This is a genomic window from Sphingomonas sp. Ant20, from assembly GCF_000783375.1.
Classification (GTDB): Bacteria; Pseudomonadota; Alphaproteobacteria; order Sphingomonadales; family Sphingomonadaceae; genus Sphingomonas; species Sphingomonas aerolata.
Genome location: NZ_JRVI01000058.1, coordinates 1 through 15,231, shown reverse-complemented (window position 1 = coordinate 15,231; position 15,231 = coordinate 1). Strand labels below are relative to the sequence as shown.

The following is a 15,231-nucleotide window of genomic DNA, read 5'->3' as shown; positions in this document are numbered from 1 at the left end:
GGCTCGCTCATTCGTCACGCTCCAGGGCGATCGCCGCCAGCGGCAGCATCAACGTCACTTCCGCACCACCCGTCTCGCGATTGGCGACCGCCACGCTGCCCCCCAGCTTGCGCATTGCATTGACCGCGAGGAACAGGCCGAGGCCATGGCCGGGATCGCGCTTGCTCGACTGATAGGGCTTGCCGAAGCTCGCCAGCTTGTCGCGCGTGAACCCCGGTCCGTGATCGCGGACGATCAACGCCAGATGATCGCCCGACCGCTCGCCCGAAAACCCGACCCAGGCGGGCGATGCTTCGGCGGCATTGTCGAGCACGTTGGCGATCACCTGCTTGAGCGCGGGATCCGAGACGATCAGCGGATCGTCGCCGAGCCGGCTGGTATAGTCGAACTCGACACCGGCGTGCAGCGCGCGCCAGTCCTCGACGATCGCGTCGAGGAAGACGTGGAGCGGCACGACCTCGGGCGCCTCGCCGCGCGCCTCGCCCGCCGCGAGCAGGATGTTGGTGACGATCGTCTTGCACCGCTGGACCTCGGCCTGCATCTCGCCGATCTCCTCGAGCATCCCGGCATCGGTGGCGAGCGCGGGCATCCGCTTCCAATCGTTGAGGATGACCGCTAGCGACGCGAGCGGCGTGCCGAGTTCGTGCGCGGCACCCGACGCGAGCAGGCCCATGCGGACGATATGATCCTCCTCCGCCGCCTGCTGGCGCAGATCCGCCAGATGCTCGTCACGGGCGCGCAGATTGCCCGTGATCCGCGTCATGAACAGTACCAGCAGCGTCGCGACGAGCAGGAAATTGAGCAGCGACCCGACCGTGTAGAGCGCGAAATACTCGCCCGCATAATCGGTCGGCAGGGCGAGCGGGCGATACCGGATCGTCAGCAGCGCGAAACACCCGCCCGTCACCCCGACGATCGCCCAGCTCGACCAGCGATCGAGCAGCACCGCGCCCAGCACGACCTGCAACAGGTACAGCGCGATGAACGGGTTGGTCGCGCCGCCACTGAGGTAGAGCTGGACGGTCAGCAATCCGACGTCGAGCAGCATCGCGAGCAGCAGCTGCGCATTCGCCCCGCGCTGCCAGCCATAGAGCCGCATGCTCGCGAGGTTGAGCGCGACCGACGCCGCCATCGCCAACAGCATCGGCACCAGCGGCAGGTCGATCCCCAGCAGGAAGCGGACCGTCAACACGGTGACCAGCTGCCCCGCCACCGCGATCCAGCGCAGCGTGACCAGCTGCCGCATGTTCGCATTGCCCGCGGCATCGGTATCCGCGCGCGCGCGGCTGACCCAGGCCTGCCACCGCGAGGAATCCATCGCCAATCTCATCGTGTCGTGCGCCGTCACGCGGTCCATCTCTCCTGCGACGCTCTCAACGCACGACGTCGCCGATCAGCGTCTATCACGACGACGATCGTGTCGCACGAACACGACGAAGCCGAGCACCGTCATCGCGGCGAGGCCGAACCATGTCAGCATGTAGACGAGATGATTGTTCGGAAACGCGATGACGGTCTGGCCGCCGACCGGTGCGCCGTCCCCGACCTTGTCCGCGTCGATGAAATAGGGCGCCGTGCGGTCAAGGCCACGCGCGCCCGCGATCGCAGCGACGTCGCGCGAATACCAGTTGTCGGTCGCGGGATCATTCTTGCGCAGGAAGCCACCACCAGGTTCGGTAATCCGCAGATAGCCCGTCACGGTCACCATCCCGACCGGCCGCGCATAGGCGCCGCGCTGTTCGGGCGAGACATAGCCGCGGTTGACCAGGACATCGAAGCCCTGTGCGGTCCGTAACGGCGTCATCACCCAATAGCCGCTGCCAAGTGCGGTTGCGGCGCGGACCAGCGTCGTGCGGTCATGCGCGAAGACGCCGCTCACCCGGATACGGCGATACGCATCGCTGCTCGCCGTGATCGCCGGCCAGTACGCCGGGCCGGGCGGCGCGACCGGTGCGGCCTGTGACCGCGCGGCCACCTGCCGGATCAGGTCGAGCTTCCAGACACGACGCTCGACCTGCCACACACCCAGCGCGCAGAACCCGGCGAACAGCAGCAGCGCGATGAAGCCCGCCACCCAGATCGCCGGCCGCGGCCGGGCATGCCCTGACATCACATATCTACCGCGGCCTGCATCGGCATCATGTTGGTGTTGAGGTGATACATGACCCAGATCGAGCCGCTGAGCGTGATCACGACCAGGATGATCGTGAAGATCAGCGCCATCATCGTCCAGCCATTCTCGGACTTTCCGTTCATGTGCAGGAAGTAGATCATGTGGACGACGATCTGGATCACCGCGAACAGCATGATCACCAGCGCGGCGGTCGACGGATCCTTGAACGCGCCGGTCATTACGGCCCAGAACGGGATCGCGGTCAGGATGACCGAGAGGAAGAACCCCTTGAGGTAGCTCTTGCGCGTCCCGTGCGACGCGTGGTCGTCGCCATGCCCATGATCGTCATGGGCGTGGTCGGCATGCGCGTCGTGCGCGGTGGCGGGGCGGTCGGTCATCGCAGCGAACCCATCAGATAGACGAAGGTGAAGACGCCGATCCAGATGACGTCAAGGAAATGCCAGAACATGCTGAGGCACATCAGGCGGCGCTTGTTCGCGGCGATCAGGCCGTGCTTCTGCACCTGCACCATCAGCGTGACGAGCCAGATGAAGCCCATCGTCACGTGCAGGCCGTGCGTGCCGACCAGTGTGAAGAAGGACGACAGGAACGCGCTGCGGGTCGGACCCGCGCCTCATGGATGAGGGTGGCGAACTCGTACATTTCGATCGACAGGAAGGCGAGGCCGAACAGCCCGGTAAAGGCCAGCCACATCTGCATGATGCGCTGACGCCCTTCCTCCATCGACAGCATCGCGAAGCCATAGGTGATCGACGAGAACAGCAGCATCGCGGTGTTCACCGCGACGAGCGGCAGCTCGAAGATCTCCTTGGGCGTCGGTCCGCCGGCATAGCTGGTGCCGAGCACGCCGTAAGCTGCGAACAGCACCGCGAAGATGAGGCAATCGCTCATCAGGTACATCCAGAAGCCCAGCATCGTGCTGCTGCCCTCGGGATGGTGATGCTCTTCCAGCTGGTAGAACGAGAGGGGCTCACCCTTCTCGTCCAGACCGTCCTTCTTCAATGATACCGAAGACATCGCGTCAGGCTCCCTGGGTCGCGAGCATGCGGGTGCGCGCGTCCTCGCTGGCGATCACGTCCTCGACCGGGATGTAGAAGTCGCGCTTGTAGTTGAAGGTGTGGAAGATCGTCGTGGCGAAGATCCCGACCAGCGTCAGACCCGCGAGCCACCACATGTACCAGATCATCGCGAAGCCGAAGGCGATGCTGAGCACGCCCAGCACGACGCCGGTACCCGTGTTGCTCGGCATGTGGATCGCGCGGAAGCCGCTGACCGGCCGCTGATGCTTGCGGTCCTTCATGTCGTACCAGGCGTCCAGATCATGAACGACGGGCGTGAACGCGAAGTTATAGTCGGGCGGCGGCGACGAGGTTGCCCATTCGAGCGTCCGGCCACCCCAGGGGTCGCCGGTGTGATCGGCGAGCGCCTCGCGGTTGCGGATGCTGACGAAGATCTGGATCAGGAAGGCAGCGATGCCGACCGCGACCAGTGCTGCACCGAAGGCGGCGATGACGAACCAGATCTGCAGGTTCGGATCGTCGAAATAGCGCATGCGGCGGGTCACGCCCATCAGGCCGAGCACATAGAGGGGCATGAAGGCGAAGTAGAAGCCCGACACCCAGCACCAGAACGAGACCTTGCCCCACTTCTCGTCCAGCTTGAAGCCGAACGCCTTCGGGAACCAGTAGTTGATCCCGGCGAACATGCCGAACAGCGTGCCGCCGATGATCACGTTATGGAAATGCGCGACCAGGAACAGCGAGTTGTGCAGCACGAAGTCGGCAGGCGGCACCGCGAGCAGGACGCCGGTCATGCCGCCGATCGTGAAGGTCACCATGAAGGCGATCGTCCACATCATCGGCAGTTCGAACCGGATCCGCCCCTTGTACATGGTGAACAGCCAGTTGAAGATCTTGGCCCCGGTCGGGATCGAGATGATCATCGTGGTGATGCCGAAGAACGAGTTGACGCTCGCCCCCGACCCCATGGTGAAGAAGTGGTGCAGCCAGACAAGGTACGACAGGATCGTGATGACGAGCGTCGCATAGACCATCGAGCTGTAGCCGAAGAGGCGCTTGCCCGAGAAGGTCGAGGTGACTTCCGAGAAGATGCCGAACGCCGGCAGGACCAGGATGTAGACCTCGGGGTGACCCCAGATCCAGATCAGGTTGACGTACATCATCGGGTTGCCGCCCGCGTCGTTCGTGAAGAACGCGGTACCGATGTACCGGTCGAGCGACAGCATCGCGAGCACCGCGGTCAGCACCGGGAAGGCGGCGACGATCAGGATGTTGGTGCACAGTGCGGTCCAGGTGAAGATCGGCATCTTCATCATGCCCATGCCGGGCGCACGCATCTTGACGATGGTCGCGACCAGATTGACGCCGGACAGCAACGTTCCGATGCCCGCGATCTGGAGCGCCCAGATATAATAATCGACCCCGACATCGGGCGAATAGGCGATCCCCGACAGCGGCGGCATCGCGAGCCAGCCGGTCCGCGCGAACTCGCCGATGAACAGCGACATCATGACGATCACGGCACCCGCCGCGGTCATCCAGAAGCTGAAATTGTTCAGGAACGGGAACGACACGTCGCGCGCACCGATCTGGAGCGGGACGACATAGTTCATCAGCCCGGTGACCATCGGCATCGCCACGAAGAAGATCATGATCACGCCGTGAGCGGTGAAGACCTGGTCATAGTGATGCGCGTTGAGATAGCCTTCGCTACCCCCGAACGCCATCGCCTGCTGCAGGCGCATCATGATCGCGTCGGAGAAGCCGCGCAGCAGCATGACGATCGCGAGGATCATGTACATGATCCCGATCTTCTTGTGGTCGACGCTGGTGAACCACTGGTTCCACAGATAGCCCCACACCTTGAAATAGGTGAGCGCGGCCAGCAGCGCGGCACCGCCGATCGCCACCATGCCGAACGTCGCGACGACGATCGGTTCATGCAGCGGCAGCGATTCCAGCGTCAGTCGGCCGAAGATCGTCTTCAATATGGAGTCTGACATGAGCTTTTCTCTAGCCGTTCGCGACGGGGCGCGAGCCCGGCATGGTTGAGGGGGTCAGCATGGTGTGATTGCGGTTGGCAGGCGAGCCGGGCGCGGCGTTGGCGCCGTCGCGTTTTATGTCGGCTGGCGCAGACCAGTGTTTCCCGCTCCCCTTTTCGTCGCCGTCCTTCATCAAGCCGCCCTCGGGTCGGGGGCCGGCGTCCTGCGGCCCGCTGCCGCCATTGACGCCGGGCATCGCCATGCCGTCATGCGGGTTCTTGCCCATCATGTCCGACATGCACGGCTTGCCGGGCTTCACGCACTGCTCGACGATCGCCTTGAACAGCGAACTCTCGACACCGCCGAAATAGCGGACCGGCACCTTCTCGCTCGGCTTTTCGAGCTGCATGTAGTTGGCACGGTTCAGACCGCCGCCGCCGTTCCGGACCTTCGCGACCCAGGCATCGAAGCCCGCGTCGGACACCCCGTGGAAGCGGAAGCGCATGCCCGAAAAGCCCGCGCCGCTATAGTTGGACGAGAAGCCTTCGTAATTGCCGGGCTTGTTGATCACCGCATGCAGCGTCGTCTCCATCCCGGGCATGGTGTAGATCATGCCGGCGAGCGCGGGGATGTAGAAGGCGTTCATGACCGAGGACGAGGTCATCTTGAAGCGCAGCGGGCGATCGACCGGCGCGGCCAGTTCGTTGACCGTGGCGATGCCGTATTCGGGGTAGATGAACAGCCATTTCCAGTCGAGCGCGACGACCTGGACGTCGAGCGGCTTGCCGCCCGTGATCGTCTGCTGGTTGCCCGCGAGCTGCCCCACCGGCGTGTTCTCGCCGATATCGCCGCTCTGCGCGGAGATGCGGCCGAGCGGACGATAGGGATCGAGCAGATGCGTGCTGGTCCAGGTCAATGCGCCGAGCGCGATGATGATCAGCAGCGGCACGCCCCAGATCAGCAGCTCGAGCCCGACCGAGTGATCCCAGGTCGGCTCGTACTTCGCGCTCTTGTTCGCCTGCCGGTAATGATAAGCGAAAAACAGCGTCAGCGCGATCACCGGGACGATGATGATGAGCATCAGCCCGGTGGAGATGAGGACCAGGTCACGCTGCTGCACCGCAATATCGCCAGATGGCGACATCACGACCCAGTTGCATCCACTGATCAACAGCGCGGGCAGCAGGGCTGCTGCGCGTAAGAGCCAGGATCGGGGCCTGGAATTCGATAGCTCGGCGGTCATGTACTCGCCCCTACGCCGCTGTTAGATCATTCCATAGTGGACAATTTGTCCAATGGGCGCCGCACTGCAGCAAAGGCATGGCGCTCATGATGCGACAGAGATAGGTCTCTCGGTGTGACTCCGAAAGGCCCTGCCCGCAGTCGACGAAAAGGCGTATGATCGGTGCGCCGTCCGAAAAGGCCATTGGGCGGCGAGCCGCCTCACGGAAGCGAGTTTGAGAATGAGTGCACACGCCGCATCGACGCTTTCGAAGACGATGCCCGCGATCTTCACGATCACGGGAAAAAGGTGTCGCCGGGCGAGATCGCGATCGGCGTCGTCATCGGACGCACGTCCGAATTTTTCGACTTTTTCGTCTATGCGATCGCCTCGGTCATCGTCTTCCCGACGCTGGTCTTCCCCTATGTCGACCGGCTGCAGGGGACGATCTACTCGTTCGCGGTCTTCGCGCTCGCCTTCATCGCGCGCCCGCTCGGGTCGGTGATCTTCATTGCGGTCGATCGGCTCTATGGCCGCAGCGCCAAGCTGACGATCGCGCTGTTCCTGCTCGGCACGGCGACCGTGGCAATGGGCTTCCTCCCCGGCTATGCGCAGGTCGGCAACTGGTCGGTCGTGCTGCTGTCGATCCTGCGTATCGCGCAGGGCATCGCGCTCGCGGGCGCCTGGGATGGTCTCGCCTCGCTGCTCTCGCTCAACGCGCCCGAGGGTCGCCGCGGCTGGTACGCGATGCTGCCACAGCTCGGCGCGCCGTTCGGCCTGCTGGTGGCCAGCGGCCTGTTCGCCTTCTTCGTCGCGACGCTGCCTGCCGCCGACTTCATCGACTGGGGCTGGCGCTATCCGTTCTTCGTGGCCTTCGCGATCAACGTCGTCGCACTGTTCGCCCGCCTCCGCCTCGTCGTCACGCCCGAGTTCACCACCCTGTTCGAATCGCGTGCGCTACAGCCGGCGCCCGTGCTCGATACGATTCGCGCCGAAGGCCGCACCATCGTGCTCGGCGCCTTCGCCCCGCTCGCCAGCTTCGCGCTGTTCCATATGGTGACGGTGTTCCCACTGTCGTGGATCGTGCTGTTCACGCGCGAGACGCCAGGCCGGTTCCTGACGATCGAGGTGATCGGCGCGGCGATCGGCCTGTGCGCGACGCTCGTTTCCGGGCTGCTCGCCGATCGCATCGGTCGCCGCACGCTGCTCGGCAGCACCGCGGTGCTGATCGCGCTGTTCGCGATCGGTGCGCCGATGCTGCTCGACGGCGGCGCGACCGGTGAGTGGGTGTTCATGATCGTCGGCTTCGCGCTGTTCGGCCTGTCCTTCGGCCAGTCGTCGGGCTCGCTCGCGACCAGCCTCGGCAAGACGCACCGCTATACCGGGTCGGCGCTGACGACCGATCTGGCCTGGCTGTTCGGTGCGGGCTTCGCCCCGCTCGCCGCATTGCTGCTGTCGAGCAAGCTCGGCCTCGCGGCCAGCGGCGCCTATCTGTTCTCGGGTGCGGTCTGCACGCTGATCGCGCTTGGCGTGAACAAGGAACTGGCGAAGCGCGCCAACGAGGGCTGAGCTGACCGGCGGGCCGGCTTACAGCTGCCCGCCTATCCAGACTACACGACTGACGTCACCCGCCGCACCCGCGGCGGGTGACGTTACGGTTTTCAGGCCCGGTCGAAACCCTACCCGTCGGTACAAAAGGCGATTGACGCCCGCCTGCGCTTACTATACCGAGCGGTATCGAAGACGATCGGGGTCCAGGGATCCTGCTCCGGTCTTCACCTAACGATGATTTTGCTGCCGCCCCGAAGCGCTGCACCACAATTCGACCTGTTTCCCACGCGGCACCTTCGCCGCGTGCCCCTTTGTCCATCCGAAGAGACCCGACCATGGCCTATCTCGACCTCGACAACCTGTTCGCCGCCCCCGTCGCCAGCCGGCCGACGATCAGCGCCGCGCAGACCGAAGGCCGGGCCGGGTTCACGCAGCTCGAATGGCATGTCATCATGCTTGCGAAGCAAGACGGCCTGCGCAGCCTGGCGGTGCCGGGACGGCTGGACCGCGCGCTGCGGACGATCTTCGGCCTGTCCGAGCGCTCGCCGCTGGCCGACCCGCGGCTCGAGGCGCTGCGTCGGCTCTCGGTCCATGCGTGGCGCCACGGCTTCGCGCTGCCGGTCGCCGAGATCGAGCGGTTCCTCGCCGCCGGGTTCCATCGCGGCCAGATCGAAGTCCTGGTCCAGCGCGTGACGGGTCTGCGCGTCGCATCCTGAGGCGGCCCGGCCGATCGTCAGTCCGTACTGAGCGCCTTGCGTAACGCGGCGTGCCAGCCGGCGATCAGCGCGGCGCGGTCGTTCGTCGCCATGCGCGGCTCGAAACACGCCCCCCGCCGCCACGTCTGCGACAACGCATCGAGATCGGGCCAGACGCCGGTCGCCAGCCCCGCATGGAACGCTGCGCCAAGCGCGGTCGTCTCGAGATGCGTCGGCCGCTCGACCGGTGTCTCGAGCATGTCCGCGAGAAACTGACACAGCCAGTCGTTCGCCGCCATGCCGCCGTCGATCCTGAGCGTCGCGGGCGCCGCGCCGCCGTCCGCGACCATCGCCTGCGCCAGATCGAGCGTTTGATAGCCGACCGCCTCAAGCGCGGCGCGTGCGAGATGCGCGCCCGTCGCGCCCAGCGTCAGCCCGGTGATGAGCCCGCGCGCGTCGGGATCCCAGTGCGGCGCGCCCAGCCCGACAAAGGCGGGGACCATGTAGACGCCGTGGCTGTCGGGAACCTCGGTCGCCATGTCGTGCGTCTGGTGCGCGCTGGTGATCACGCCGAGCCCGTCGCGCAGCCACTTGACCGCCGCGCCGGCGACGAAGATCGATCCCTCCAGCGCATAGGTCATCTGCCCGTTCAGCCGATAGGCGGGCGTGGTCAGCAACCGGTGGTCGGACGCGATCGCCGTGTCACCGGTGTTGAGCAGCATGAAACATCCTGTTCCATAGGTCGACTTGACCATGCCGCGCGCGAAGCAGGCTTGGCCGAACAACGCCGCCTGCTGATCCCCCGCCATTCCCGCGATCGGAATCGGGACGTCGAACAACCCCGGTGCGGTCGTGCCGAACACATGGCTGTTGTCGTGCACCTCGGGCAGCACCGCCTGTGGCACGCGCAGCAATCTGCACAGCACATCGTCCCAGTCCTGCCGGCGAATGTCGTAGAGGAGCGTGCGCCCGGCATTGGTCACGTCGGTCGCATGCACCGCGCCGCCGGTGAGCCGCCACAGCAGAAAACAGTCGATCGTGCCAAAGGCGAGCTGCCCCTTGTCCGCGCGCGCACGCGCACCCGGCACGGTGTCGAGGATCCACGCGATCTTGGTCGCGGAGAAATAGGGATCGAGCAGCAAGCCGGTCTTGTCGCGGACCATCTGTTCCGCGCCCTCGGCCTTCAGGCTCTGACACACATCCGCGGTGCGGCGGTCCTGCCAGACGATCGCGGGGTAGATCGGCGTGCCCGTCGCGCGATCCCAGACGACGACGGTTTCGCGCTGGTTGGTGATGCCGATCGCCGCGATGTCGCGCGCGGGCACGCCGCCGCGCGCGATCGCCTCGCGCGCGGTCGCCAGCGTGTCGCGCCATATGTCCTCGGGGTCATGCTCGACCCAGCCGAGTCGCGGATAATGCTGCGCGAATTCGCGCTGCGCCGTCGCGACCGGTCTGGCCGTCGCATCGAACAGGATGCTGCGCGTCGATGTCGTACCCTGATCGATCGCGAGGACGTGCGTGGCTTGGCCCATGCGGCTCTCCTTTGCGACCGCTCTAGGCCGCCCCACCACCCCGCGTCGAGGCTAGCCACCGGTCGGCCCGCGGTGGTAAACGGGAGACGATGATGAAACGCCCGCGAAATTCGACGTCGACCTGTTGATCGTCGGTGGCGGCATCAACGGCACCGGGATCGCGCGCGATGCCGCCGGGCGCGGACTGTCGGTCCTGCTGGTCGAGCAGGACGATCTGGCCAGCCATACCTCGTCGGCCAGCACCAAGCTGATCCATGGCGGGCTGCGCTATCTCGAATATGGCGAACTCCGGCTGGTGCGCGAGGCGCTGATCGAACGCGAGCGGCTGCTGGCGATCGCGCCGCCCATCATCTGGCCGCTGCAGTTCGTCCTGCCGCAGACGCATTCGCCGCGTCCCGCCTGGATGGTCCGGCTCGGGCTGTTCCTCTACGACCATCTGGGCGGCCGCAAGATCCTGCCCGCGACGCGGACCGTGCGTCTCGACCGCGATCCGCTGGGCGACGGGCTGAAACCCGGCGCGACGCGCGCCTTCGTCTATTCGGATTGCTGGGTGGAGGACAGCCGGCTGGTCGTGCTCACGCGCGCGATGCGGCCGAGCGCGGCGCGACGATCCTGACGCGCACCCGGCTGGTCGCGGCGACCCGACGGGACGGCGGCTGGTCCGCGACGATCGCCGATGCGCAGGGCGAGCGGACCGTCACCGCCCGCGTGCTCGTCAACGCGGCGGGACCCTGGGTCGCCGATGTCCTGGGCAAGATCCCCGATTCGCACCGCGACCGCGGGGTCCGGCTGATCAAGGGCAGCCACATCGTCGTCCCGCGCCTCTATGCGGGCGATCACGCCCTGCTGTTGCAGAACCCGGACAAGCGCGTCGTCTTCGCGATTCCCTATGAAGGTCGCTTCACGCTGATCGGCACCACCGACGAGGCCTGGCAGGGCGCCCCCGGCCCCGCGACGATCGACGCCGCCGAGACCGCCTATCTGTGCGACACCATCGACCGGTATTTCCAGCGTGGCATCACCCCCGCCGACATCGTCTGGAGCTATTCGGGGATCCGCCCGCTCTACGACGATCACGCGGCCAGTGCGTCGGCGGTGACACGCGACTATGTGCTAGATCTCGACGCCGCGGAGGATCGCGCCGCGATGGTGAGCATCTTCGGCGGCAAGATCACGACCTATCGCAAGCTCGCCGAGCACGCGATGATCCAGCTTGCCCCCTTCTTCCCCGATCGAAACACGGACCTGACAAAAAGCTGGACCGCGACGGTCGCGCTGCCCGGTGGAGATCTGCCCGAGAGCGATTTCGACCGGTATCTCGAAGCGCTGATCCGGGCGTACCCCGACCTGTCGACTGAACTGCTGCGCCGACTCGGCCGCGCCTACGGGACGCGGGTGGGCCGGATCCTCGGTGCGGCGCGCACCACCGCCGAGCTTGGCGAGGATTTCGGCGCGGGGCTTCATGCTGCCGAGATCGACTATCTCGTCGATCAGGAATGGGCGCGGTCGGCGGCCGACATCCTCTATCGCCGCAGCAAGCTCGGGCTGCACGTACCCGCCGACGCCGCCGCACGGATCGACGTATATCTTCTGTGGTTGCCGCCCAAAGTGCAAGATGGTTTGACCTGAGTTTGCGTATGATCGAGTGCGCTCTTCTGTCAGGCCTATTACTGCGGCATTTCAGAAGCCGCTGGCCGGTATGGTGATCCGCGGATCAGGTCCAAATCTGAGTTCCGAGCTTTATGGCTCGCAGATATACGCTGGTTTTCCTGATCCAGATCTGTTCGATCATTTTGCCCATTCGGGTCGTCGCCTTCTCACACCCCCCTTTATCCGGCGATAGGCAGCTGCGGCATGATGATCATGCTGCAGCTGTCAGCACCGAATTCCTGTAGTTCTCGTTTTTCGTGAGCAATGCCCAAATTGTTCGAGCCATCTTGTTCGCTAACGCGATCGCCACAAGCATCCTCGGCTTCCGCGCTGCCAAGCCAGCCAGCCAGGAACCGTCGGGAATCGATTGCGCCCGAGCCAGTTCAGGCGCGACATCGCTCCGATAATCAGAAGTTTGCGAATATCGCCTTGCCCTGCCTTGGAAATTCGGCCTAGCGTTCTTTACCTCCGGAAGAGAATTGGCGGGGAACAAGGCCAAGCCATGCAGCAAAGTCACGGCCGGATCGAAAACTCTCCATCGGTGGAGCAAAGGCTTCGACTGCCAAAGCGGTCATTGGACCAACCCCAGGTATTGTCTGCAAACGCCGCGCTGTATCGCCTTCTGCTGCGAGGTCTTTTTATCTTTGCCGTACGGGCATCGATGCGGACTGTCTGTTCAGCGATTTGCTTCATCAAGTCGCGTGATTCCTCGCGCATGAGTTCGGGCAGGTCGCAGTTTTGGCGCCGTTAGTATGTCTTCGATTTTAGTAAGCCAGCGAATTCCCTGAGGTACGACATGACCGTATTCATAAAGACATGCGCGAAGTGCGTTGATTAACTCCGTACGCTGGCGAACGAGCCGTTCCCGGCCGCGAAATAAAATGGCCCTACTTTGCTGTTCTTCGGACTTTGGCTCAACGAAGCGCATCTCAGGGCGTTGGGCAGCAATGACGATGGCCTCGGCATCTGCCGCATCGTTCTTTTGACGCTTTACAAACGGCTTCACGTAATGCGGGGCGATCAGTCTGACCTTATGCCCAAGCCGACTTATCTCGCGAGCCCAGTAATGCGCGCTGCCGCAAGCTCCATAACGACCACGGCGGGAGCCTGTTTGGCCATAAACTCCGCAAAGCCCTGCCGCGACAGCTTTTTCCGATACATCGGTTGCCCCGACATCGACGTGGCGTGAAGCTGAAAAACCGACTTTGCCAGGTCCACTCCGATCATCGTATCCGTAGTCACGATTGCCGTCCTTTCCGCTAAGTGATTCAACCTCGCTAATTTGGCACATTCCGATGCCGTCTGGGGAGGGCGGCAACCACCCCATCTGGTTCGGATACCACCAGGTATAGCTCGCAGCGAGATGCTCGGACACGCCGAAGCGCAGCCGGTCGGGCATCGATCGTAGCGGGTGGCAACGCGGCGCCAGTCCTTCAGGCGACCGAACATAATCTCGATACGGCTCCGGCTTCGGTAGCGGCGCTTGTCGTATTTGACGGGCATGATCCGGGATTTTCGGCCGGGAATGCAGGGCGTTATGCCCTTTGCCTGAAGGGCGTCCCTGTACCAGTCTGCGTCGTAGCCGCGGTCGCCCAGCATCCACTGCGCCGGGGGTAGATCGTCGAGTAGCGCGGCAGCGCCGGTGTAGTCGCTGACCTGACCAGCCGTCATGAAGAAGCTGAGCGGTCTACCTTCTGCATCGGTGACGGCGTGCAGCTTGGTGTTCATGCCCCCTTTGGTGCGTCCGATCAGGCGCCCAAGGCCCCCTTTTTAACCCGCAGGCTCGATGCCGTGCGGTGTGCTTTTAGGTAAGTCGCGTCATCATGATCGTCTTAGGCGTGGCGCTCGCGGCAGCCAGCCCCTCCATTATGCGGACGAAGACACCCCTTTCGCCCCACCGCTTCCACCGGTTGTAGAGCGTCTTGTGGGGGCCATACTCCTTGGGTGCATCGCACCAGCGCAGTCCGTTGCGGTTGACGAAAACGATGCCGCTCAACACCCGCCGATCATCAACTCGGGGCTTGCCGTGGCTCTTTGGGAAATATGGCTCGAGCCGCGCCATCTGCTCGTTGGTCAGCCAGTACAGGTCGCTCATGCGCGGTCTCCTCACGGAGCCTGAATCAGATCGTGCCTCTCAGATCAATGGGTCCTGACCCTAGCTGTTTAGTCCCGGCATCTGGTGGATCGGATCGACGATGAACCTGTCAGGCTCTGACGTCCAGAATTTGGCGATGTATTCGTAAGGCGTGAGGCCACTGAGCGTCTTGAGCGACGGGCGAAATTATAGGCTGCCATGAAGTCTGCGAGGTGCACCCGCAACTGCTCGTGGCTCTCGTAATGGAAGCGTTTGACCGTCGCCTCCTTGATGGTGCGGTTCATCCGCTCGACCTGACCGTTCGTCCACGGGTGGTTCGGCTTGGTCAACCGGTGCTCGATGTCGTTTGCTTCGCAGATCATGTCGAAGCGCATCTGACGCGACCAGGCGGTGTTACGGTTGCGCGGCTGCTCGGCAAACTGGATGCCGTTGTCTGTCAGGATCGTATGGATCCGGTACGGCACCGCTTTCAGCAGGTGTTCAAGGAACTCCCACGCCGTTCGCCTGTCCGCCTTGTCGACGAGCTGGGTGACCGCGAACTTACTCGTGCGGTCGATGCCGACGAACAGGTAAAGTTTGCCTTCGGCAGTCTGAACCTCGGCGATATCCATGTGAAAGAAGCCGATCGGGTAGCGCTTGAAGCGCTGTCGCTTCGGCTTGTCCCCCTCAATGTCCGGTAGACGGGATATGCCGTGCCGTTGCAGGCAGCGGTGCAGCGCTGACCGTGTCAGATGCGGGATCGACGGCTGCAACGCGTATAGGCAATCGTCGAGAGGCAGTAATGTGTGACGCCGGAATGCAACGACCGCTGCCTCCTCGCTGGGGTCAAGGTCGTGGAGTGAGGGCCTTCGGCCCGGTCTTCAGATCCTCAACCGTTGCCCGCTTGCCGCCATTTTGCGACCGTCTTCGGGTTGATCCCACGCTCTCGGCTCAGCGTCGAGAGCGAAGCTTGCGATCGCTGTATTGCTGCTCTGACGGCGTGCGTGGTCGTGGCGCTCCCGTGACGTACTTGTCCCATACGGCTTCCTTCCATTCCAACGAAAGGATCGCACCATCAAACCGTGGGATCAAACACCTAGCTGCTTTGGAACAGCGAATTAGGTATCCGGACACCAACCCGATCGGCGATCGCTATGGCACGCAAGCGCCGCTCCGATTCGGCGACTATATCGCCAAGTCCGACATCGTGCCGCAATCGCCCAAATTCCCCGCGCGCTGACCGACCAGAAGCTCGACGAGAGCAAGAGCCCCCGACTCGATCCGCGAAGAATTGATGGCGATCTTCGCGAACGAGGGTGGTGCCTGGACGCTGCGCGCGCAACTCTGCCGTGACCTCGAGGAGAACCCGATT

10 protein-coding genes and 5 pseudogenes are annotated in these 15,231 nt (G+C 64.1%); 3 read left to right on the top strand and 12 right to left on the bottom strand.

The window, feature by feature from the left end; all coding sequences use genetic code 11:
• Positions 1-7 precede the first annotated feature (7 nt).
• The 6 genes and pseudogenes from NI18_RS09565 to NI18_RS09540 all read right to left on the bottom strand — a co-directional run bounded on the left by NI18_RS09565 (position 8) and on the right by NI18_RS09540 (position 6,378).
• Positions 8-1,318 (bottom strand): ATP-binding protein, encoded by a 1,311-nt coding sequence (locus NI18_RS09565; protein WP_192098653.1) that lies wholly within the window; start codon positions 1,316-1,318, stop codon positions 8-10.
• 75 nt (positions 1,319-1,393) lie between these two features.
• A complete protein-coding gene (locus tag NI18_RS09560) occupies positions 1,394-2,110 on the bottom strand; it encodes an SURF1 family protein (protein ID WP_037529716.1) in 717 nt (238 codons plus the stop codon).
• Entirely contained in the window at positions 2,110-2,511 is a 402-nt protein-coding gene (gene cyoD, locus NI18_RS09555; protein WP_031395868.1) for a cytochrome o ubiquinol oxidase subunit IV, read from the bottom strand. The genes NI18_RS09560 and cyoD overlap by 1 nt, the downstream gene beginning before the upstream one ends.
• Positions 2,508-3,151: pseudogene (gene cyoC, locus NI18_RS09550) on the bottom strand (cytochrome o ubiquinol oxidase subunit III). Before cyoC ends, cyoD begins: the two are co-directional and overlap by 4 nt.
• A gap of 4 nt (positions 3,152-3,155) precedes the next feature.
• The gene (gene cyoB, locus NI18_RS09545) at positions 3,156-5,156 is read right to left on the bottom strand and encodes a cytochrome o ubiquinol oxidase subunit I (protein ID WP_031395866.1); all 2,001 of its coding nucleotides are present in this window, start codon (positions 5,154-5,156) and stop codon (positions 3,156-3,158) included.
• A gap of 10 nt (positions 5,157-5,166) precedes the next feature.
• Entirely contained in the window at positions 5,167-6,378 is a 1,212-nt protein-coding gene (locus tag NI18_RS09540) for a ubiquinol oxidase subunit II (RefSeq protein WP_042467556.1), read from the bottom strand.
• Between the two features lie 288 nt (positions 6,379-6,666).
• Here NI18_RS09540 and NI18_RS09535 point away from each other — a divergent pair, with 288 nt between their 5' ends.
• Both NI18_RS09535 and NI18_RS09530 read left to right on the top strand, forming a co-directional pair.
• A complete protein-coding gene (locus NI18_RS09535; RefSeq protein WP_347574835.1) occupies positions 6,667-7,926 on the top strand; it encodes an MFS transporter in 1,260 nt (419 codons plus the stop codon).
• A 317-nt stretch (positions 7,927-8,243) separates the two neighbouring features.
• A complete protein-coding gene (locus NI18_RS09530; protein ID WP_031395863.1) occupies positions 8,244-8,624 on the top strand; it encodes a hypothetical protein in 381 nt (126 codons plus the stop codon).
• 17 nt (positions 8,625-8,641) lie between these two features.
• Here the strand turns inward: NI18_RS09530 and glpK are convergent, their stop codons facing one another.
• Positions 8,642-10,135 carry a glycerol kinase GlpK gene (gene glpK / locus NI18_RS09525; protein ID WP_031441528.1) on the bottom strand — a complete coding sequence of 498 codons (1,494 nt, stop codon included), beginning with the start codon at positions 10,133-10,135 and terminating at the stop codon, positions 8,642-8,644.
• Between the two features lie 121 nt (positions 10,136-10,256).
• Here glpK and NI18_RS09520 point away from each other — a divergent pair.
• A pseudogene (locus NI18_RS09520) lies at positions 10,257-11,764 on the top strand (glycerol-3-phosphate dehydrogenase).
• Positions 11,765-11,996: 232 nt separating this feature from the next.
• On the opposite strand, the pseudogene NI18_RS26815 reads toward NI18_RS09520, so the two are convergent.
• The 5 genes and pseudogenes from NI18_RS26815 to NI18_RS26805 all read right to left on the bottom strand — a co-directional run.
• A pseudogene (locus NI18_RS26815) lies at positions 11,997-12,390 on the bottom strand (transposase); the annotation flags it as partial.
• Positions 12,391-12,461: 71 nt separating this feature from the next.
• Positions 12,462-13,076 carry a transposase gene (locus NI18_RS27955; protein ID WP_347574834.1) on the bottom strand — a complete coding sequence of 205 codons (615 nt, stop codon included), beginning with the start codon at positions 13,074-13,076 and terminating at the stop codon, positions 12,462-12,464.
• Between the two features lie 101 nt (positions 13,077-13,177).
• Positions 13,178-13,880, bottom strand: a pseudogene (locus NI18_RS23250) (IS5 family transposase); the annotation flags it as partial.
• Positions 13,881-13,940: 60 nt separating this feature from the next.
• A pseudogene (locus NI18_RS09505) lies at positions 13,941-14,898 on the bottom strand (IS481 family transposase).
• A 146-nt stretch (positions 14,899-15,044) separates the two neighbouring features.
• Positions 15,045-15,231: hypothetical protein (locus NI18_RS26805; RefSeq protein ID WP_306286329.1), on the bottom strand; the 187-nt coding region annotated here is incomplete at its 5' end.

Coding starts and splice junctions, on each gene's coding strand:
- NI18_RS09565 (WP_192098653.1), bottom strand. CDS start 1,318: ATGGATTCCTCGCGGTGGCAGGCCTGGGTCAGCCGCGCGCGCGCGGAT.
- NI18_RS09560 (WP_037529716.1), bottom strand. CDS start 2,110: ATGTCAGGGCATGCCCGGCCGCGGCCGGCGATCTGGGTGGCGGGCTTC.
- cyoD (WP_031395868.1), bottom strand. CDS start 2,511: ATGACCGACCGCCCCGCCACCGCGCACGACGCGCATGCCGACCACGCC.
- cyoB (WP_031395866.1), bottom strand. CDS start 5,156: ATGTCAGACTCCATATTGAAGACGATCTTCGGCCGACTGACGCTGGAA.
- NI18_RS09540 (WP_042467556.1), bottom strand. CDS start 6,378: ATGACCGCCGAGCTATCGAATTCCAGGCCCCGATCCTGGCTCTTACGC.
- NI18_RS09530 (WP_031395863.1), top strand. CDS start 8,244: ATGGCCTATCTCGACCTCGACAACCTGTTCGCCGCCCCCGTCGCCAGC.
- glpK (WP_031441528.1), bottom strand. CDS start 10,135: ATGGGCCAAGCCACGCACGTCCTCGCGATCGATCAGGGTACGACATCG.
- NI18_RS27955 (WP_347574834.1), bottom strand. CDS start 13,076: ATGTGCCAAATTAGCGAGGTTGAATCACTTAGCGGAAAGGACGGCAAT.